This is a genomic window from Vibrio sp. 811 (assembly GCF_033339195.1).
On the sequence record NZ_JAWOUB010000003.1, the window covers coordinates 342083 to 363536 of the forward strand.

Below are 21454 nucleotides of genomic sequence, written 5' to 3' on the forward strand. Positions count from 1 at the left end.
GCTTTTTACTGTTTGCTAAGCCTTACTTTAGCTTATAAATGACATCGACTTGATCGCGAATGATCATGGTTGAATCTTGGTAGCTATTCGCTCCTTCTTTACTATCCATCGCCATTGAACGCATTAACACAGGCTGAACGTGCATCTGTCTGTAATTGATCTGCCATACATCGCCCAACTTTTTCTCAAAACCAGTCGCTAATGACCCTGCTTTTTCTCTTGCGTCCTTAATCGCAGCCATTCGTGCCTTTTGCTGATACTCGGCTTGGTTGCTTACCTTAAGTTGAATATTATCAACCTGATTAATTCCCGCTTCTAACGCCATATCTAGGTATTGGTTAAGGTTTTTCAGATCCGTCACCGTGACATCAATACTGCGAGATGCTCGATACCCAACAAGTTCTGCTTTTCCTGATTTAGGGTAATGGTACTGAGGAGCAAGGTATAAATTCGAGCTAGTAATATTGTCTTTTGATAAGCCGGCATCCGATAAGCTTTTTAGAAACTCTTCAACGGTTTTATCTACGGACAATTTCGCTTGTTCGGCCGTCATTGTCGTATCGACTACTTTTACAGAAAACGTAGCCATATCAGGTGTGGCCGTCACTTCGCCATACCCCGTTGTCGTAACATGAGCAAACTCTGGCGTATTCGCCAAAACTGAAGCACTGGTAAGGCTGAGTGCTGAAGCCAGCAAAAATGAATACAATTTCATTCAATAAATCCATCCATACAAAATTAAGTACTTAATCTCAGATTCCAACATCACTATCATGGCTGAGAAAGCGTGTGGTTTCATAATAGAAACTTCCGCCGATTATCCAAGCACCCATAGTGACTTCTAACACAACTTTGACTATGTAACATTGGCGTAATTTTTAAACAAAACACACTTAAGTTAACGATATGCAGCTCTGACAAACTTATTGAGGTAGATGCTGCTGCGCATACCCCACTATCGCGTGTGAGATTTCTTGTAATACCCCAGTTTCTAACTGCCAGTGGTGCCAATAAATCCGATGGGACATTAAAAAACCTGGAGTCACATCAACCAACACACCTCTGTCTAATTCGTCGGTAATTTGCAAGCGGGGGATCAAGCAATAAGCAACACCAGCTAACGCCACTTTTAGAAACGCTTCAGAACTACTGATGTTGTGATGAATAACGCTGTCAGGATTGACGTTAAAATGCTCGGTAAGAAATGTTTTATGTAGATCATCATATTGGTCATATGAAACGGCCGGTGCTTTTGCCAATGTCTGATTATTTACGCCTTTAGAAAAATAACGCTGATAGAACTCTGGGCTCGCGACACAAACATAATCGATGCGACCTAAATAGTCTGCTCTGCATCCGGGGATTGGCTGGGACTCCAAGCTGATCGCTCCTGTCACTTCGCCACTTTTGAGTTTTTCAATAGAGCGGTATTCACCATAGATAGTCAGTTTTAGTTCAACTTGACGCTGCTTCATAACATTTTGCAGCGCTGGCAGTAGCCATGTTGCAAGGCTATCTGCATTAGTCGCTAAAGAGAGTTGCACAGGTCGCGTACTGGTATCATTTTTTAATTCGGGGAGAATTTCATGCTCTAGCAAGCGTACTCGCCGATAAAGACCCAACAATTTTTTACCAATTAGCGTTGGCTTAGGTGGCTGGCTTCGAATTAAAACAGGCTGCGCGAGAAACTTCTCTAACTGCTTGATACGTTGAGAAATGGCGGATTGAGAAACAAATAAATGCTCGGCAGCACGCTCAAAGCTACCCTGATAAACTATAGCGTCTAATGCCTCAATCCATTTGTAATCTAACCCTCGCATACCTTTCCTCTCACTCTTGATCAAACGCCTCCCGTTAAATTAGTCTATCTAATGTAAGATTAAAATCATTAATTATACTTATTTAGATAAACGCTTTATCTTTCCCCTTTCTGTAAATGTATTTGTTATTTTGAAGTGAGGTGAAGTGTGAGCTTGTGGGTTCTATTGCAAGGTTTTGGTTTAGGAGCATCAATGATCATTCCGATCGGGGCGCAAAATGCGTATGTTTTAAATCAAGGCATAAAGCGTAACCACCACCTAACAACCGCCACTATTTGTAGCGTGCTAGATATGATTTTCATCTCTCTAGGTATTTTTGGTGGTGGTGCAATTCTGTCTCAAAATGAAATCTTACTGACGTCGGTGACACTTGGTGGTATTGCTTTCTTGAGCTTCTATGGACTGCTCTCACTAAAAAGTGCTTTTAAGCCAGAGAGTGAATCGGAATCAAAAGGGGAGATCGTAGCTCGAGGTCGTCGAACGGTTATTCTAGGTGCGTTAGCCGTCACTGTGCTTAATCCGCACTTATATTTAGATACAGTCGTTATTCTAGGTTCGATCGGTGGACAATTTGAAGGCCATGATCGCATTGCTTTTGCACTAGGTACGATTATGGCTTCCTTTGTTTGGTTCTACACTTTATCGATAGGAGCCGCCAAACTAGGTCCAACACTCCCTAAACCAAAAGTGAAAAAAACCATCGACATTGCAATCGCAATGATGATGTTCACAATAGCGTATATCTTAGCGAGTGAGCTTATTGATAAGTATTGGTAATCATAAGGTAGTAAGGCAGCAAAGACATGGAGTCACTAAAACGTATTTATAACAACAATAGAGAGCGATTCAACGCGCTCTCTATTCCTTTTCGGGAATGGCAGCACGAAGCCATCTTAGACTTTGAGACAGATATACGCATTGCGAGAGAGCTTGGTTGGACGGGTACGCATACCAAAAGCCTCTTTTTAACACTCAAAGGACAAGGTTACGCGGTTTATCTGACAGATAAGGACTCGCGCCTCGATGCCAAGCAGATTAAAGCGATTACAGGTAAACGTCCCTCTATTTGTAATGACGATGAAATGGTCGAAGTGTTAGGTTGCGTACCCGGCGCGGTTTGCCCAATAGGCTTACCGGAATACATCACTATCATTGTTGATACCAATCTCTATCAACATCAAGAGTTGCTCTATACGCCTGGCTTACCTGAGTTCACATTTGGATTTGCAGGTAAACATCTAAAACGCCTCTTACTTACTGGTCATCACACCCTTTACGAAATATAAAAAAGCGAGGCCTATTGGCCTCGCTTTTGAATATCGACTGCTTTTGATTAAGCGTCGACTTTGTTCAGGTGAACATCCATTTGTGGGAATGGAATCTCGATACCATTTTCATCCAATGCTTCTTTAATACCTTGCATTGCATCAAAGTATACGCCCCAGTAATCTGCAGTTTTCACCCATGGACGAACCACAAAGTTAACTGAAGAGTCTGCTAACGTAAGTACACCAATTGTGATATCTGGGTCTTTCAAGATACGTGGATCTTTCTCTAGCGTCTCACGAATCACTTTCTTCGTTAGTTTAAGATCTGCTTTGTATGAAACACCAATCACTAGGTCGACACGTCGTGTCGCATGGCGAGAGTAGTTAGTAATGGCACCGCCGATAACTGAAGAGTTAGGCACAACAACCATTTTGTTGTCTGGTGTTTTTAGAACTGTTTGGAAGATTTGAATTGCTTCAACACTACCCGCTACACCACCGATTTCTACGTAGTCGCCTGATTTGAATGGACGGAACGCAACAATAAGTACGCCTGCTGCAAAGTTTGATAGTGAACCTTGTAGTGCAAGACCAACAGCAAGACCTGCCGCACCAATCACAGCAACAACAGAAGCGGTTTGAACTCCTAATCGACCAAGAGCCGCGATTAGCACGATTACAAATAGCAAGTAACGAACAAGACCGTGAATAAATTCAACGACGGCCTTATCCATGTTTTTCTTTTCTAGTACTTTAGAAACACTACCAGCGACTGCCTTAACGATAAGATTACCGATAAACAGAATAAGCACCGCAGAGATAATGTTCACACCGTACTGAACCAGTAGATCTGAATTGTTTGTCAGCCAAGTTTCAGCCTGAGTTAGACCATCCGTTAAAGTGGTATCGATACCCACCGATTCACCTGCCATAATTCTTATCCTCAAAAATAAAGAGATATAAATCCAATTGCCGTTAATTTATGAACCTTGTTTTTTAAAGGCTCTTTTCTAAAACAACATCCCTATTGCTCCACTGAACAGTGTCAGATTTTTGGCACAATATCCCAACTCTGACTTTTTTCAAAGTCAGAGTTTCGCAAAGATATGCAAAACAAGACTTTATCAGAGCTTTCTGACACTGACTTGTTACAGGTTACGCAATGCACTCTGATTTCGCCACTCTTAAGACTGATATTCCCATGTTTTCTTTAAAAAAAACGTTAAAGGTGAGATATCTCACTAGCAAATACAACCTAACGCATAAAAATATCGGGAGAAAGCAGAGGGGAAGAAAATGATAGATATAAAAAAACCCGCTCAAAGAGCGGGTTTTTAAGTAACTTAATCAGTAACGATTATAGTACGTCAACTGCGTTAAGGTCAGCAAATGCTTGCTCTAGACGAGTAACCATTGAAGCTTGGCCTGCACGTAGCCATACGCGTGGATCGTAGTACTTCTTGTTTGGTGCATCTTCACCAGTTGGGTTACCGATCTGACCTTGTAGGTAATCGTGGTTTTCAGCTTCGAACTTACGGATACCATCCCAAGTAGCCCACTGTGTATCAGTATCGATGTTCATTTTGATCACACCGTAGCCGATAGATTCACGGATTTCTTCTAGAGAAGAACCTGAACCGCCGTGGAATACGAAGTTTAGAGAGTTCGCTGGAAGACCGAATTTCTCAGAAACGTGCGCTTGAGAATCACGTAGGATAGTTGGAGTTAGTACAACGTTACCTGGCTTGTATACGCCGTGTACGTTACCGAAAGATGCTGCGATAGTGAAACGGTGGCTGATTGCGCTTAGTTTCTCGTATGCGTATGCAACGTCTTCTGGAGAAGTGTATAGCTCAGACGCATCCATATCAGAGTTGTCAACGCCGTCTTCTTCACCACCAGTACAACCTAGTTCGATTTCTAGAGTCATGTTCATTTTAGCCATGCGCTCTAGGTACTTAGCAGAAATTTCGATGTTCTCTTCTAGAGACTCTTCAGAAAGGTCGATCATGTGAGAAGAGAATAGTGGCTTACCAGTTTGCGCGAAGTACTCTTCACCAGCGTCTAGTAGACCGTCGATCCAAGGAAGTAGTTTCTTAGCTGCGTGGTCAGTGTGTAGGATTACTGGAACACCGTAAGCTTCAGCTACAGCGTGAACGTATTTCGCACCAGCAACAGCACCTAGGATTTGAGCTTCTTGACCTTCAAGTTTTAGACCTTTACCAGCAAAGAAAGCAGCGCCACCGTTAGAGAACTGAACGATAACTGGAGCTTTAACTTTTGCAGCTGCTTCAAGTACTGCGTTTACAGAGTCAGTACCCACACAGTTTACTGCTGGAAGTGCAAAGCTGTTTTCTTTTGCAACTTCAAATACTTTCTGAACGTCATCGCCAGAGATAACACCTGGTTTTACGAAGTCGAAGATCTTAGACATGGATGTAATCCTATTTATCTGTCGTTTTTAAACAAAACTTGTTAAGTTGAAAATCTTGCAAACGTTTGCTCACAACTGAGGCTATTCTAGCAGAGTTCCTCACACGTTGCAGCAAACAAGAAAGCGGGAGAATCACTCCCCCGCTTTGCTTTAATTACTTAGCGCGTGCTTCTAGCATTTCTACTGCTGGAAGAACTTTACCTTCTACGAACTCAAGGAAAGCGCCGCCGCCAGTAGAGATGTAAGATACATCCGCTTTGATACCGAACTTGTCGATAGCCGCTAGCGTGTCACCACCACCAGCAACAGAGAAGCCTTCAGAAGCTGCGATAGCTTCAGAGATACCTTTAGTACCTGCTTCGAAGTTCTTGAATTCGAATACGCCTACTGGACCATTCCATAGGATAGTCTTAGCGTTTTTAAGGATTTCAGCTAGTTCAGCAGTTGAATCTGGACCAAGGTCGAAGATCATGTCGTCGTCTTGTACTTCAGAAACGTGCTTAATTTCAGCTTCTGCGTTCTCGTCAAATGCTTTCGCACATGCAACGTCAGTTGCTACTGGAATTGCACACTCGTCCATTAGCTTCTTAGCTGTTTCAACTAGGTCTGCTTCGTATAGAGACTTACCAACGTTGTGGCCAGCAGCTGCGATGAATGTGTTAGCAATACCACCACCAACAACGAGTTGGTCAGCGATTTTAGATAGAGACTCAAGAACCGTTAGCTTAGTAGAAACTTTTGAACCACCTACGATAGCAACCATTGGACGAGCTGGCTTGTCCATTGCTTTGCCTAGCGCTTCTAGTTCGTTCGCTAGTAGAGGACCAGCACATGCTACGTCTGCGTGCATACCAACGCCGTGAGTAGATGCTTGAGCACGGTGAGCCGTACCGAATGCGTCCATTACGAATACGTCACATAGTGCTGCGTATTTCTTAGATAGCTCTTCGTCGTTTTTCTTTTCGCCTTTGTTGAAGCGAACGTTTTCAAGAACAACAAGTTCACCCGCATTTAGCTCTAGGCCATCTAGGTAGTCTTTTGCTAGCTTCACTTCGCAATCTAGTGCGTCGTTTAGGTAGTTAACAACTGGTTGTAGAGAGAACTCTTCAGCGTATTCACCTTCAGTTGGGCGACCTAGGTGAGACGTAACCATTACTTTAGCGCCTGCTTCTAGGCAGTGCTTAATAGTTGGAAGAGATGCGATGATACGTGCATCCGAAGTTACTTTACCGTCTTTTACTGGCACGTTTAGGTCAGCACGGATAAATACACGTTTACCTGCAAGATCCAGGTCAGTCATCTTGATTACAGACATGATGTGTCCTCTCAAATATTTAATAATTAAAGTTTTTGAAAACTCGGCAACCCTGCCAAGCCTGTTAATTCTTCAAACTGGTTATAGATATGGAGATATTATGGATTTATTTCAAGGCTTGAAATAAAAATTCTCCATCACTTCTTCGTCATTACTGTTCCACTTGCGAAGAAGCTTGCATTGCTAAGGCAGTATCCAGCATCCGGTTAGCAAAGCCCCATTCGTTGTCGCACCAAACGAGCATTTTTACAAGTTGCCCGTTACTCACTCTAGTCTGGCTTCCATCCACAATCGCACTATGGGGGTCGTGGTTAAAGTCGATGGAAACGAGTGGCGATTCAGTATAGTCAACAATGTTACGTAATGTACACTGAGATGCGTTAACAATGGTTTGATTTACGTCATTAACTTTCACATTTGTACTAATTGTGACACTTAAATCCATTGCAGTGACGTTAACCGTTGGAACACGAACAGAAATTGCTTCGAATTTGTTGGAAAATTTCGGGAAGATTCTTTCAATCCCCTTATGCAACTTAGTGTCCACCGGAATAATAGATTGGCTTGCAGCGCGGGTACGGCGTAAGTCGTTATGATACGCATCAATTACTTGTTGATCGTTCATGGACGAATGAATTGTGGTAATGGTGCCAGACTCTATGCCGAAGGCTTCGTCTAATACTTTAATGATGGGAACGATACAGTTGGTGGTGCAAGAGCCATTGGAGACAACACGGTGCTCGTCTTTCAGAGTTTCGTGGTTCACGCCATAGATAATCGTATTATCTAGGTCGTTTGCGCCCGGGTGCGAAAACAGTACTTTCTTCGCGCCAGCTTCTATATGCGCTTGCCCATCCGCTTGCGAACCAAATACGCCAGTGCAATCCAAGACGATATCAACTTCTAAATCACGCCAAGGAAGTAATTCGATTTCGGAGAGGTGGAGAATGCGAATGGAATCATATTCACCGCTGTCATGATGAACATGCAAATGTTCTTGGTCATGGGAAATTTTTTTACCAAAGCGACCATGACTGGTGTCATATTGCAGTAGGTGTGCCATCGCCTCTGGCTGTGCTAGTTCGTTAACCGCCACAACCTTGATCTGCTGGTGTTTTCCGCTTTCATACACCGCTCGCAGAACATTACGACCTATACGTCCAAATCCATTGATCGCAACCTTTAGCATTTATCCTTCGCCCTACCAAAAATTTCGTGTCACAGATACTACCTGATCAGGCTGACAAACGCACCTGTTGAATCACAGTAAAGCAGGATTAAAAAAGGTCGAGACTATGCTCGACCTTATTACAACGATAGATAATTAAAATGCGACGTCTAAACCTAACCAGTAGCGACGACCATCTTCAATATATCCGTATTCTTCGTAACTGATTTCCTCGTCTAGCAAGTTATAGATAGCGCCTTTAATACGAGTATTGTCGGTTAACTGGTATGTCACACCGGCGTCCACAAAGGTATAAGCTGGTTCTACAATACTGTTTCTTGATGGGCCAGTAACCGGATCCATTTCTTTACCTCGGTACGTGACTTTCGCCCAGCTCTCTAGATCTGTTGTCGTTTGCCAAGTCACATCCACATTAAACAGATGCTTTGGTAACTGCTGCAGCGGCATGCCTTTGTATTCACCTGTTTTTTGCTCTGAGTCGGTAAATGTGTAGCTCGAGCTAAGGTAAATGGTTTCCGTTAACGGCGATGCTAAGGTCGCTTCAATACCTTGTGTGACGGCTTCATCCACGTTAATACGGTACGTTGGATCTGCGCCCCATTGGTTTGGACCATCAGTACAGATAGTGTCTGGACAAACAACACGTGTGATCTTGTCTTTGAATTCGTTATGGAACGCTGTCAAAGAGACATCTAAGCCAGAATCACCTTGATACAAGACGCTGATTTCTTTGTTTAGCGACGTTTCAGGGTCAAGATCTGGGTTACCATAGATGTTACCGCCGCCACTGACTTGCGCCCAGCCAGGAGTAATTTCACGTAATTGTGGAGAACGGAAACCTGTTGCCACACCGCCTTTCACCGTCCAAGACGGGTCAACTCGCCATACACCGTAAACACGCGGACTAAAATGCGCGCCATAGTTTTCGTCATGATCTAGACGACCACCAAGCGTAACGCTAAACGGATCGGCGATTCTCCATTCATCTTCAATGAAAACAGCCCACTGCGTATTCGATGTTTCGGTCTTCGATGATGCTTTATTGGAAGTAAAATCCTCAAGCTCTGCATGAGTGGCGTCCACACCCGTCGTCAACGTATGGTTTCCGATACCAGTCACCAAGCTCGATTTGAACGTGGTGTTGGTGATCGTCATCTCACGAGATTTGTTCTCGCTCTCTTCTCGCTGTAAGTAAGTATCTGAAATTCCCACCGAATCCCAATCACCGTTGTGGCTTACCGTTACGTAATTACGACGATATTCATTCAGTGAATCTTCACACCCACCACGACACCCTGTGGTCGGCACTGAAAGGCCCACATTGCCACGACGACTTTGTGCCGACGTGCCGCCCTCTAATTGCACCGAGTGGCGATCATTAATCTGGTAAGTCAGTTTTGAAGAGATACTCTGCATATCTTTATCTTCATAACCGTATTCGATGTCATCTTCTTCTCTGGTTGTGTACTGACCATATACTCGGAGAGATAAATTTTCAGCCAACGGACCATTAACGAAAAAGTTCGCGCTCTGCTCTCCCCCTGAGCGACTATTCTCTTGTAGTACCGTGCCCAGTTGAACATTACCCGTCCACTCTAGCGCATCTTTTCGTGTGATGACGTTAATCACACCACCAATCGCATCAGAACCGTAAAGCGTCGACATTGGGCCACGAATAACTTCGATTCGCTCAATCGCTTGAAGAGGAGGTAACCAACCTTGTTCGATACCAGGGCCGTCACTATTTGGACGAGTTTCACGCGTACTTTGACGTTTACCATCGACCAGTATCAAAGTGTATTTAGAACCCATACCACGGATACTAATGTCGGTGGTATCACCACCACCTGTCACGACAACACCTGGCACACTTTTTAGTGCATCAGTCACATCGCGGTAATAACGGGAGTCCAACTCCTCACGTGAAATCACACTAATACTTGCAGGCGCGTCCGCTTGAGATTGCTCATAACTTGATGCAGTTACAACCACTGTTTCCATTTTAGAAACTGCATCATTGGCAAAAACATGAGGGACACTGACGAAGGCTAAAATACCAGTTGCGGTAATAACTGGCAGTCTAAGAGTAGACATCTACATCTCCATAATTGATAATGATTATTATTTTCGAAAGTGAATTATTCACAAATAGAATGAGATGCATAGTGAGAGTTATGGAACGGTTCTTTCCATTTATGGAACTCGTACATAACGCAGTAAGGAGTAAAAGAAATATGCACGACTTAGCATCAATTAGAGCCTTTGATGCGCTCAATCAGCATAAAAGTTTGACAGCCGCTGCTAAAGCCCTTAATCAGCCAAAATCAACGCTAAGTCGTCGCTTGGCACAATTAGAAGAAGACTTCGGTCAGGCTCTAACCGCTAGGCAAGGTAATCGATTAGTTCTGACAAGAGCTGGAGAAATCTTTGCCCACTACAGCCGCCAGATTCTTGAGTTAAGTGAAGAGAGTTATGATGCACTCCAAGGTTTAACGAACCAAGTTTCAGGGCCACTGCATATTGTTTGTCACACTGCCTTAGTTAGAAGCTGGCTCGGCGGCGTACTCAATCGTTTTCTTGCTGATAATCCCGATGTTAGAGTTCAACTTACCAGTGACTTTTCTGAGGCGCATCATGACCCAGATTTGTTCATCTGGCTCGGTGAACGTAAAGAGCTAGACTGGCGAAAAGAAGTGCTGGGGGTATTTCGCTATACGCCTTTTGCCTCTCCAAATTATCTAAAACAACATGGGCCTATACCGCACCCCAAAGAACTTGAAGCACATCCATGGATCGATTTTGGTTCAGTGCAAGAAAATGGATTGATGCTAGCACACCCTCAACACGGTGAATTCTTTTTAGAACCCTTTGTTAGTCGCTTATACAGCGACAACATAGCAATGCAAATAGACAGTATCGCGAATGGTCATGGTATTGGACTGCTGCCGACTTGGACAGCATGCGGCTATGAGAAACATCACCCAGGGCGAATCACACCTTGCTTAGAAGGTTGGCTTTCTGAGCCTATTTCCATTAACTGCTATACACCAGCAGGACGACCACCACTGCGCTTATCCGTACTTTTAGACTGCATTCACCAAAGCATTCCACAAGGTTGGAAAACCTGACAAAAATAAAAAGGCCATCATAATGATGGCCTTTCTAACTTTAGCGTTTAACAATCGTCGTTTACGTTTGACTGTTTAGACGGTCCTACAATTACGCTAGCAATTCTTTTGCTGTGTTCACTACGTTTTCAGTCGTGAAGCCAAACATCTCGAATAGCTGACCAGCAGGTGCAGATTCACCGAATGTTGTCATACCGATGATGCGACCGTCGAAGCCAACGTACTTGTACCAGAAATCAGCAATGCCCGCTTCAATAGCGATACGTGCCGTTACGTCTGATGGCAGTACAGATTCACGGTAAGCAGCGTCTTGTTTATCGAATGCATCTGTTGATGGCATTGAAACAACGCGTACTTTCTTGCCTTCTGAAGTTAGTTGCTCAGCGGCTTTCACTGCAAGCTCAACCTCAGAACCTGTTGCGATAAGGATTAGCTCAGGCTTACCTTCGCTATCTTTCAGGATGTAAGCACCTTTCGCGATGTCTGCGACTTGTTCAGCAGTACGCTCTTGTTGCGCTAGGTTTTGACGAGAGAAGATAAGTGCAGTTGGTGCATCTTTACGTTCAATCGCTAGTTTCCATGCAACTGCAGACTCAACTTGGTCACATGGGCGCCATGTGCTCATGTTTGGAGTTACACGTAGAGACGCCATTTGCTCAACAGGTTGGTGAGTTGGGCCATCTTCGCCAAGACCGATCGAATCATGCGTGTAAACTTGGATGTTCTGAATTTTCATCAGCGCAGCCATACGCATTGCGTTACGAGCGTATTCCATGAACATTAGGAATGTTGCGCCGTAAGGAACGAAACCACCGTGCAATGCGATACCGTTGATGATAGCAGTCATACCGAATTCGCGTACACCGTAGTGGATGTAGTTGCCAGAGAAGTCCTCCGTTTCTAGAGACTTAGAACCAGACCACATGGTCAGGTTAGAAGGCGCTAGGTCAGCAGAACCACCCATAAACTCAGGAAGCATTTGACCAAACGCTTCTAGTGCATTTTGCGATGCTTTACGTGATGCAATGTTCGCTGGGTTTGCTTGAAGATCAGCAATGATTTGGTTCGCTTTTTCTTCCCACTGTGCAGGAAGTTCGCCGTTTAGACGACGTTTAAGCTCTGCCGCTTCAGCAGGGTAAGCTGCAGCGTATGCTTCGAATTTTTCATTCCAAGCTGCTTCTTTCGCGGCGCCCGCTTCTTTTGCATCCCACTCAGCGTAAACATCTGCCGGGATCTCAAATGGGCCGTACTCCCAACCTAGGTATTCGCGAGCCGCTTGGATTTCATCGTGACCTAGTGGTGCACCGTGACAGTCGTGCGAACCAGACTTGTTAGGAGAACCGAAACCGATAATTGTTTTGGTACAGATAAGCGTAGGACGTGGGTCCGCTTTTGCTGCTTCAATTGCTGCGTTGATCGCGTCTGAGTCGTGACCATCGACTGCTGGGATTACATGCCAGCCGTACGCTTCAAAACGCTTAGGTGTATCGTCAGAGAACCAGCCTTCAACGTGACCGTCGATAGAAATGCCGTTGTCATCCCAAAACGCGATCAGTTTGCCTAGACCTAACGTCCCAGCAAGAGAGCATGCTTCATGCGAGATGCCTTCCATTAGACAGCCGTCACCCATGAACACATACGTAAAGTGGTCAACGATATCGTGACCTTCTTTGTTGAACTGTGCCGCTAGTGCTTTCTCTGCGATCGCCATACCAACAGCGTTAGTGATGCCTTGACCTAGAGGACCCGTTGTTGTCTCGATACCAGGCGCGTAGCCGTACTCTGGGTGACCTGGGGTTTTTGAGTGCAATTGACGGAAGTTTTTCAGATCGTCAATAGATAGCTCGTAACCGCTTAAGTGCAGTAGAGAGTAAATAAGCATTGACCCATGACCGTTTGACAGCACAAAGCGATCGCGGTCGGCCCACTCTGGGTTTGAAGGGTTATGGTTTAGGTGAGAGCGCCAAAGAACTTCAGCGATATCAGCCATACCCATTGGTGCGCCTGGGTGGCCTGAGTTAGCTTGTTGAACACCATCCATGCTTAGAGCACGAATTGCATTGGCAAGATGTTTACGAGACGACATGTCTGCTCCTGAGTACATTAAGCGAAACGAAAAGTAGGTCATAATTCTCTCAAAGCCCTGTTGGGTGTGCAAACGTTTTCCAGTCCAAAACCTCACAAATATTGCACCTTTCGCGCCAAATCGTTCGAAGTTCTTAAAATTATCAATAAATCAGGCAAACGTTTGGTTATAACAAAAACCAAAAAAGAGCTTGTAATTCGAGCAATCAAATTTAGAATAGACGTCTAGATGTAGATACACCTACAAAAATTAGTATTAATTTGCGCTGGAGAGTTTATCATTCCCCAGTTTTAAACCAGATATAGTGGAGCTAACATGGCTAAGCACCTGTTTACTTCTGAGTCAGTATCAGAAGGTCATCCAGATAAAATTGCAGACCAGATTTCTGATGCGGTTCTTGACGCGATTCTAGAGCAAGATCCAAAGGCTCGTGTTGCATGTGAGACTTACGTTAAAACCGGTATGGTAATGGTGGGTGGTGAAATCACGACTTCAGCATGGGTAGACATCGAAGAGTTAACTCGTGAAACCGTTCGTGAAATCGGCTACGTACATTCAGATATGGGCTTTGACGCAGATTCTTGTGCGGTACTAAACACAATCGGTAAACAGTCGCCAGATATCAACCAAGGTGTTGATAAAGCTGACCCTAAAGAACAAGGTGCAGGCGACCAAGGCATCATGTTTGGTTACGCTTGTAACGAAACTGAAGTACTAATGCCAGCGCCAATTACTTACTCTCACCGTCTTGTTCAAAAGCAAGCAGAAGTTCGTAAAAACGGCACACTACCTTGGTTGCGTCCTGATGCAAAATCTCAGGTAACATTCCAATACGATCAAGGTAACATCGTTGGTATCGACGCGGTTGTTCTTTCAACTCAACACTGTGACTCAATCTCAACTTCAGACCTGCGTGAAGCGGTAATGGAAGAGATCATTAAGCCAGTGCTACCTTCTGAGTGGATCAACAAAGAAACAAACTTCTTCATTAACCCAACCGGTCGCTTCGTAATCGGTGGGCCTATGGGTGACTGTGGCCTAACTGGTCGTAAGATCATCGTAGATACCTACGGCGGCGCAGCTCGTCACGGTGGCGGTGCGTTTTCTGGTAAAGATCCATCAAAAGTTGACCGTAGTGCAGCATACGCAGCACGCTACGTAGCGAAAAACATCGTAGCGGCAGGCATGGCTGACCGTTGTGAGATCCAACTTTCTTACGCAATCGGTGTTGCTGATCCAACGTCTATCATGGTGGAAACGTTCGGTACTGAGAAAGTACCTCACGACATCATCATTGAAGCGGTTCGTCAATTCTTCGACCTACGTCCATACGGTCTACAAGAAATGCTTAACCTTCTTCAACCTATCTACAAGAAGACAGCGGCTTACGGTCACTTCGGTCGTGAAGAATTCCCGTGGGAAGCGACAGACAAAGCTGCACTTCTACGCGATTTCGCTGGCATCAAATAATCAAGCCAAGCAAGAATCAATCAAGCCCTCGCCTATGGCGGGGGCTTTTTATTTTCAGCAACTTTTATCTAGTCATTTCGGCTCATACCGCCCTGCCCCACAAAGCAGTCCTGTTTCTCCCTCATTTTTATACCGAATAAATTTTAAGCAATTATTTGTAAATTATCCCATCTCCGCCAATAGTTAAAATATTGTTAATTCCAATTTAAATAGAGACGTCGGATGCTGGCGACTGTGGAAGCAACACTTAAGTAAAGACATGAGTTAAGCATCTTTATGGCCGATACCAAACTAAGCCAATGCTCAGATGTAAACTTGAAAAAGTCGCTTCAAGTTTGACTGAACAAAAACCGCTGTCAGTTGGTATAAGCGGATAATGTGGGAATAAATCAAGGAGGAGTTATGCCTCGAACTGTTAATCCATCGGACTTCCACAACAAGCGAAAGGAAGTGCCAGACAACGAATACGCCAGAACCATACCGTGCAATACGGTCAATCTTTCTGCACCTTTTCATTGGCTCGCATTAGGTCTGCATGATTTCGTGCGAATGCCGCTTATTAGTGCTTTCTATGGCATCTGTTTTATGGCAGCTGCGATAGGCATTGTTTTGCTCGTACAGTGGCAAGGCACACACTTAGTCGTCATGCCCAGTTTGATTGTTTACATGTTAATTGGTCCGTTTCTCGCGCTGGGCTTGTATGATGCCAGTTGGGAGAGAGAGCGCGGACACAAAGCAAGCTTGTTCCATTCAATGAAAGCGATCGGTCGTAACTCAACATCTCAATGGGCGTTCGCCGTGTTACTCGCAGTGTGTATGATATTTTGGATGCGCATTGCCGCTCTACTTCATGCGCTCTACCCTTCTGTTCAAGGGGCACCTTTAAGTGAGTTCCTACCCTTCCTTGTCATCGGCTCTTTAGTTGGCTTTGTTTTGGCTTGTGTGGTGTTTAGCATTTCAGCCTTTTCTATTCCTCTCATGATGGAGCGTCGCGTAGACATGATGACCGCTGTATTTACCAGCTTTAATGCAGTGAAATCCAACATTCCAGCAATGATTGTTTGGGCAGCGATCATCTGTGGCGGTATTCTTATCGGCTTTGCGACCTACGGGATCGGAATGTTGTTTACCATGCCAATTCTAGGCTACGGTACATGGCACGCTTACCATGCCACCATCAAGAAAAAACACACACCATAATTAACTGATGCTATGATCTGGCCCTCGCAAATGCGGGGGCTTTTTTATTTAATTTATCGAGGTGAATTGTGGATATAGAACTCAGCTATAAAGCCAAGCAAGTGATGGCGGGCTGTATCGCGATGGCGGAACAAGCTTTCAAACGTTCTTTCCCGATTCCAACAATCACCTTCGACGTCCGTGGGAAAGCGGCAGGAAAAGCCTACCTTCAATTAAATCAAGTACGCCTAAACCCTGTTTTATTTCGCGAAAACACCCAAGCATTCTTAGATGAAGTCATTCCTCATGAAGTAGCACACCTGATTACTTATCAGGTTTACGGGCGAGTAAGGCCTCACGGTAAAGAATGGAAAGGCGTCATGGAAGCCGTATTTAACGTACCAGCCAAAACCACTCACAGCTTTGAAGTAAAATCCGTTCAAGGTAAAACCTTTGAGTATCGTTGTGGTTGTATGACCTACCCTCTATCGATTCGCCGTCATAATAAAGTGCTGCGCAAAGAGGCGACGTACTCTTGTCAAAAATGTCGCCAACCACTTAACTTCACCGGCATTCAATTATCGTAGCCCTTACCTCATAGTGTTACTTGCGTTCCCAAAATAAAAATCGAGTTGATCAAAACCTTCCCTTCGCCACTTATTGTTAACTTACTCATCACTAAAGCTATTTTATGCGTGTTATCATGAATAAAGTCATACTTTATAAAGACTTTTATCATGAAATACTTACTCTCTCTGTTGCTTATCGCGCTTTCTAGCACTGCGATTGCCGCGCCACCGAGCTCATTCTCTGCAGCCAAACGTGAGGCGGTCAAAATTTATCAAGACCACCCAACAAGCTTCTACTGTGGCTGTAACATTCAATGGCAAGGCAAGAAAGGCTTACCCGATTTAGCCTCTTGCGGTTACCAAGTCCGTAAACAAGAAAAACGGGCTGCACGAATCGAATGGGAGCACATTGTTCCTGCGTGGCAATTTGGCCACCAGCGTCAATGCTGGCAAGATGGCGGACGTAAAAACTGTAAGAAAAAAGACAAAACTTTTCGTTTGATGGAAGCAGACTTGCACAACCTAACTCCTGCTATTGGTGAAGTAAACGGTGACCGTTCGAACTACAACTTCAGTCAATGGAACGGTATGGATGGCGTGAGTTATGGTCGCTGTGAGATGCAAGTGAACTTTAAGCAGCGTAAAGTCATGCCACCAGACCGTGCGCGTGGTTCAATTGCTCGTACCTATCTATACATGAGCAAAGAGTACGGTTTCAAACTGTCGAAGCAGCAAACGCAATTAATGAGTGCTTGGAACAAAACCTATCCTGCCGATAAATGGGAATGTGAGCGTGACGAGCGCATTGCAAAAGTACAGGGCAATCACAACCCATTTGTTCAAGAAGCCTGCCGCGCACTGTAACCTCCGACCTCGAAGCGTTTCAATTACTGATATTGAAACGCTTCTTGCCCCTTGTTTTTTCGGTGCAAAGCATCCATGTTAGGGTTTAAGTTTATTCTCTTGCTGGAAATCTCATGCGTACCCCTCGAATTTATCATCCAGAAACCATTCATCAACTTGGCTCACTTGCTTTAAGTGACGACGCAGCAGGCCATATCGGTCGTGTTTTGCGCATGAAAGAAGGCCAAGACGTTCTCCTTTTTGACGGCAGTGGCGCAGAGTTCCCAGCGGTTATCAGTGAAGTCAGCAAGAAATCAGTTTTGGTTAACATCACCGAGCGTGTAGAAAGCAGTATTGAATCCCCTTTAGATCTGCACCTTGGTCAAGTCATTTCACGTGGCGATAAGATGGAGTTCACCATCCAAAAGTCTGTTGAACTTGGCGTCAATACCATCACTCCTCTGATTTCTGAACGTTGTGGCGTCAAGCTTGACCAAAAGCGTTTTGAGAAAAAACTCGCGCAATGGCAGAAAATCGCCATCAGTGCCTGTGAGCAATGTGGGCGTAATGTCGTGCCCGAAATTCGTCCAATTATGAGCTTGGAAGAGTGGTGTCAAGAAGAGTACGATGGTTTAAAGCTTAACCTTCACCCTCGTGCTAAATACTCAATCAACACTTTGCCAACCCCGGTTGAAAAAGTGCGCCTACTGATCGGTCCTGAAGGCGGTTTATCGTCTGAAGAGATCGAGATGACTCGAGAATACCAATTTGAAGAAACGCTACTCGGCCCTCGCGTTCTGCGCACCGAAACAGCGGCTCTGACAGCAATTACAGCCTTACAAGTTCGTTTCGGCGATCTTGGTTAAACGGAGAAAAATAATGATCAAACTCGGTATCGTAATGGACCCAATCTCGTCCATTAACATCAAAAAAGACTCTAGCTTTGCCATGATGCTTGAAGCGCAACGACGCGGCTATGAAATCCACTACATGGAAATGAATGATCTGCATCTCGATCAAGGCGTTGCCATTGCAGATACTAAAGTGGTGGAACTAAAAGAAGATCCAAACGGTTGGTACGAGTTCAAATCAGAGCAAACTATCGAACTGTCTGAGCTAGACGCGGTGCTAATGCGTAAAGATCCTCCGTTTGATACTGAATACATCTACGCGACTTACATCCTTGAGCGTGCAGAAGAACAAGGTGCACTGATCGTTAACAAGCCTCAAAGCTTACGTGATTGTAACGAAAAGCTGTTTACAGCATGGTTCCCAGAGCTGACACCTACAACTATCGTGACGCGAAAAGCAGAGAAAATTAAAGAATTTCGTGAAAAACATGGTGATGTCATCCTGAAACCGCTTGATGGTATGGGTGGCGCGTCCATCTTCCGTGTGAAAGAAAACGATCCAAACGTCTCTGTGATCATCGAGACATTGACTAACCACGGTCAAAACTACGCAATGGCACAAACCTTCGTGCCAGATATCAGCAACGGTGACAAACGTATCCTAGTGGTAGATGGCGAACCTATGCCTTACTGTCTAGCACGCATTCCTGCTAAAGGCGAAACGCGCGGCAACCTAGCCGCTGGTGGTACTGGTGAAGCTCGTCCGCTAAGCGAAACCGACCTCAAAATTGCGCAAACCGTTGCTCCGACACTGAAAGAAAAAGGCCTTATCTTTGTTGGCCTTGACGTAATTGGCGACAAGCTAACAGAAATCAACGTCACCAGCCCAACCTGTATTCGCGAAATTGAAGCTGCTTTTGATATCTCAATCACAGGCAAACTGATGGATGCGATTGAGCGTCGAGTAAAAGGCGAATAACTCAAACTGTATTACAGTTAATAGAGAGCGTAGTACATTAACTTAAGCAAACTCATGCACATACCTAGATGATAAACTGTATGATGTTTGCTTAAGGGCATTTACGAGAGTTAAGGGTCAATATGAGTATGAATCTCACAAATCACTTTTTGGTTGCCATGCCTGGGATGAAAGATCCGTACTTTCAAAACAGCGTGATCTACGTTTGTGAGCACAACGAAGACGGCGCTATGGGGCTGATGATCAATGCTCCTGTTGATATCACCGTCGGCAACATGCTCAAGCAGGTGGAAGTTCAGCCAGTACACCCGCGCCTATTTGAAGCCAGTCTAGATAGACCAGTTTACAATGGCGGCCCAATCTCGGAAGATCGTGGTTTTATTTTGCATAAACCCAAAGATTACTACGAGTCCAGCGTCCAAATGACCGATGACCTCGCGGTAACCACTTCGCGTGATATTCTGTCGGTGTTAGGAACAGAAGCAGAACCAAGTGATTACTTAGTGGCACTTGGCTACTCCGGTTGGAGTGCAGGCCAATTAGAAAGTGAGCTGGTCGAAAACTCTTGGCTCACCATTGAAGCGACGCCTGAAATTATCTTTAATACACCAATCAACGAGCGTTGGAAGAAAGCGGTCGAAAAGCTGGGCATCGACCCAAGTCACCTTTCAGCAGACTCTGGACATGCTTAGTCCAAATATACAGTTACATTAGATAGAGACACCTTATGTCACGCACAATTATGGCTTTTGACTTTGGAACCAAAAGCATTGGTAGCGCTATTGGCCAAGAAATTACTGGTACAGCTTCCCCATTAAAAGCCTTTAAAGCCAATGACGGTATTCCAAACTGGGACGATATCGAAAAGCAAATCAAAGAGTGGCAACCAGATTTGCTAGTGGTCGGTTTACCGACCGATCTGCATGGTAAAGACCTTGAGACCATAACCCCTCGTGCACGAAAATTTGCTAAGCGTCTGCAAGGCCGATACGGATTGCCAGTTGAACTGCATGATGAGCGTTTATCTACAGCAGAAGCTCGTGCGGAGTTGTTCAGCATGGGCGGCTACAAAGCCCTATCGAAAGGTAATGTTGACTGCCAGTCAGCAGTGGTGATTCTAGAAAGCTGGTTTGAAGCCCTTTGGGGTGAGTAAACACTTCAAGCACAATGAAAAAAGGTTGGCTCCTGCCAACCTTTTTTGTTTCTGGATTGGATTAATCCATATCGATCTTAACGTTCGCCAAACTGCCCGTAGAGAATGCTTCACCACGCTGCGTTTTCAACATCAAGCGCAGATCATTTGCCGAGTCGGCACTATGTAGTGCATCCTCTTCGCTGATCTTACCTTGCATCACTAACTTATAAAGAGATTGATCGAACGTCAGCATACCAAACTCATTTGAGCGAGCCATGGTTGACTTCAACTCATGTAAATCTCCGCGACGAATCAAATCCGACACACGTGGGCTATTTAGCAAGATCTCAAATACACCATGACGTCCCTGCCCATTTTTATCTCGGATCAACTGCTGACCAACCACGCCTTTTAGGTTCATCGACAAATCGAACAAGAATTGTTCTTTTTGATCTTTCGGTACCAAGTGAAGAATGCGCTCTAAAGCTTGGTTGGCATTATTGGCGTGCAACGTTGCCATACACAGGTGACCCGTTTCGGCGAAGGTCATCGCGTATTCCATTGTTTCACGGCTACGGATCTCACCAATCAAAATCATATCTGGTGCTTGGCGCAGCGAGTTTTTAAGCGCAACTTCATAGCTTTCCGTATCTAACCCAACTTCGCGTTGAGTCACGATACAGCGCTTGTGTTCATGCACGAATTCGATCGGATCTTCGACCGTCAAAATGTGCCCGGTTTTATTGCTGTTTCGATAGCCTGTCATCGCCGCCATGGTGGTCGATTTACCCGATCCAGTAGCACCGACCACCAGCACCAAACCACGCTTAGCTATCGCCAAATCTTGCAACACTAACGGTAACTTTAACTGCTCAAAAGTAGGAATATTAGTTTCAATACGACGAATCACTGCGCCTGGTAACTCGCGTTGAAAAAAGGCACTCACACGGAAGCGACCACAATCTCTCACAATGGCAAAATTCGACTCGCGACTTTTACGAAATTCCTGACGCCGATCTGGTTCCATAGCGCTATCGAGTAATGCAGCCACATCACTCTCGGTGAGTTTTTCCCCTTGCGGACGCAATTCGCCATCCACACGAAATAGAATTGGCGCTCCAACCGTGATGTAAAGATCCGACGCTTTCAGCGCCAGCATGCCTTCGAGAAATTTATCTAGATCCATCT

General features: G+C 44.8%; 20 protein-coding genes. 11 read left to right on the plus strand and 9 right to left on the minus strand.

Features of this window, described 5'->3' with window-relative positions; all coding sequences use genetic code 11:
* Nucleotides 1–22 precede the first annotated feature (22 nt).
* On the minus strand, nt 23–715 hold the full coding sequence (locus tag R7Q46_RS08400; RefSeq protein WP_005384550.1) for an oxidative stress defense protein: 693 nt from the start codon (nt 713–715) through the stop codon (nt 23–25).
* Nucleotides 716–923: 208 nt separating this feature from the next.
* Nucleotides 924–1820, minus strand: coding sequence for a LysR family transcriptional regulator ArgP (locus tag R7Q46_RS08405; protein ID WP_025768836.1), 897 nt, complete (start codon nt 1818–1820; stop codon nt 924–926).
* Between the two features lie 147 nt (nt 1821–1967).
* Here R7Q46_RS08405 and R7Q46_RS08410 point away from each other — a divergent pair, with 147 nt between their 5' ends.
* Both R7Q46_RS08410 and R7Q46_RS08415 read left to right on the plus strand, forming a co-directional pair.
* Nucleotides 1968–2597: a LysE/ArgO family amino acid transporter gene (locus tag R7Q46_RS08410; protein ID WP_318077438.1), complete on the plus strand. Its 630-nt coding sequence runs from the start codon at nt 1968–1970 to the stop codon at nt 2595–2597.
* 26 nt (nt 2598–2623) lie between these two features.
* Nucleotides 2624–3106: a YbaK/EbsC family protein gene (locus tag R7Q46_RS08415; RefSeq protein WP_047103188.1), complete on the plus strand. Its 483-nt coding sequence runs from the start codon at nt 2624–2626 to the stop codon at nt 3104–3106.
* A 47-nt stretch (nt 3107–3153) separates the two neighbouring features.
* Here the strand turns inward: R7Q46_RS08415 and mscS are convergent, their stop codons facing one another.
* The 5 genes from mscS to R7Q46_RS08440 all read right to left on the minus strand — a co-directional run bounded on the left by mscS (nt 3154) and on the right by R7Q46_RS08440 (nt 10120).
* Complete coding sequence (mscS, locus tag R7Q46_RS08420) at nt 3154–4020, minus strand: small-conductance mechanosensitive channel MscS (protein ID WP_005384548.1); 867 nt, start codon at nt 4018–4020, stop codon at nt 3154–3156.
* Nucleotides 4021–4445: 425 nt separating this feature from the next.
* Nucleotides 4446–5522, minus strand: a complete 1077-nt coding sequence (fbaA, locus tag R7Q46_RS08425; RefSeq protein ID WP_005380996.1) for a class II fructose-bisphosphate aldolase — start codon at nt 5520–5522, stop codon at nt 4446–4448.
* Nucleotides 5523–5676: 154 nt separating this feature from the next.
* Nucleotides 5677–6837, minus strand: a complete 1161-nt coding sequence (locus tag R7Q46_RS08430) for a phosphoglycerate kinase (RefSeq protein WP_005384547.1) — start codon at nt 6835–6837, stop codon at nt 5677–5679.
* Between the two features lie 151 nt (nt 6838–6988).
* Nucleotides 6989–8026, minus strand: a complete 1038-nt coding sequence (epd, locus tag R7Q46_RS08435) for an erythrose-4-phosphate dehydrogenase (protein ID WP_005384545.1) — start codon at nt 8024–8026, stop codon at nt 6989–6991.
* A 135-nt stretch (nt 8027–8161) separates the two neighbouring features.
* Nucleotides 8162–10120, minus strand: a complete 1959-nt coding sequence (locus R7Q46_RS08440; RefSeq protein WP_262647718.1) for a ligand-gated channel protein — start codon at nt 10118–10120, stop codon at nt 8162–8164.
* A 140-nt stretch (nt 10121–10260) separates the two neighbouring features.
* Between R7Q46_RS08440 and R7Q46_RS08445 the strand changes: the two genes are divergently transcribed.
* Nucleotides 10261–11154: a LysR family transcriptional regulator gene (locus tag R7Q46_RS08445; protein ID WP_017633561.1), complete on the plus strand. Its 894-nt coding sequence runs from the start codon at nt 10261–10263 to the stop codon at nt 11152–11154.
* Between the two features lie 91 nt (nt 11155–11245).
* On the opposite strand, the gene tkt is transcribed toward R7Q46_RS08445, so the two are convergent.
* Nucleotides 11246–13240 (minus strand): transketolase, encoded by a 1995-nt coding sequence (gene tkt / locus R7Q46_RS08450; RefSeq protein ID WP_005381028.1) that lies wholly within the window; start codon nt 13238–13240, stop codon nt 11246–11248.
* 315 nt (nt 13241–13555) lie between these two features.
* Here tkt and metK point away from each other — a divergent pair, with 315 nt between their 5' ends.
* From metK to ruvX, 8 genes are all read left to right on the plus strand, one after another.
* On the plus strand, nt 13556–14710 hold the full coding sequence (gene metK / locus R7Q46_RS08455) for a methionine adenosyltransferase (protein ID WP_005384541.1): 1155 nt from the start codon (nt 13556–13558) through the stop codon (nt 14708–14710).
* A 402-nt stretch (nt 14711–15112) separates the two neighbouring features.
* Complete coding sequence (locus tag R7Q46_RS08460; protein WP_005381026.1) at nt 15113–15910, plus strand: DUF2189 domain-containing protein; 798 nt, start codon at nt 15113–15115, stop codon at nt 15908–15910.
* Between the two features lie 68 nt (nt 15911–15978).
* Nucleotides 15979–16476 (plus strand): SprT family zinc-dependent metalloprotease, encoded by a 498-nt coding sequence (locus R7Q46_RS08465; RefSeq protein WP_005381025.1) that lies wholly within the window; start codon nt 15979–15981, stop codon nt 16474–16476.
* Nucleotides 16477–16626: 150 nt separating this feature from the next.
* A complete protein-coding gene (gene endA / locus R7Q46_RS08470; protein WP_005384533.1) occupies nt 16627–17322 on the plus strand; it encodes a deoxyribonuclease I in 696 nt (231 codons plus the stop codon).
* 113 nt (nt 17323–17435) lie between these two features.
* Entirely contained in the window at nt 17436–18167 is a 732-nt protein-coding gene (rsmE, locus tag R7Q46_RS08475) for a 16S rRNA (uracil(1498)-N(3))-methyltransferase (protein ID WP_154205024.1), read from the plus strand.
* A 13-nt stretch (nt 18168–18180) separates the two neighbouring features.
* Nucleotides 18181–19131 carry a glutathione synthase gene (gshB, locus tag R7Q46_RS08480; protein WP_005381021.1) on the plus strand — a complete coding sequence of 317 codons (951 nt, stop codon included), beginning with the start codon at nt 18181–18183 and terminating at the stop codon, nt 19129–19131.
* 128 nt (nt 19132–19259) lie between these two features.
* Nucleotides 19260–19823 (plus strand): YqgE/AlgH family protein, encoded by a 564-nt coding sequence (locus R7Q46_RS08485; RefSeq protein WP_005381020.1) that lies wholly within the window; start codon nt 19260–19262, stop codon nt 19821–19823.
* 35 nt (nt 19824–19858) lie between these two features.
* On the plus strand, nt 19859–20284 hold the full coding sequence (gene ruvX / locus R7Q46_RS08490) for a Holliday junction resolvase RuvX (RefSeq protein WP_005381017.1): 426 nt from the start codon (nt 19859–19861) through the stop codon (nt 20282–20284).
* A 61-nt stretch (nt 20285–20345) separates the two neighbouring features.
* Here ruvX and R7Q46_RS08495 read toward each other — a convergent pair whose 3' ends face one another.
* Nucleotides 20346–21452, minus strand: coding sequence for a PilT/PilU family type 4a pilus ATPase (locus tag R7Q46_RS08495; protein WP_005381016.1), 1107 nt, complete (start codon nt 21450–21452; stop codon nt 20346–20348).
* Nucleotides 21453–21454 lie beyond the last annotated feature (2 nt).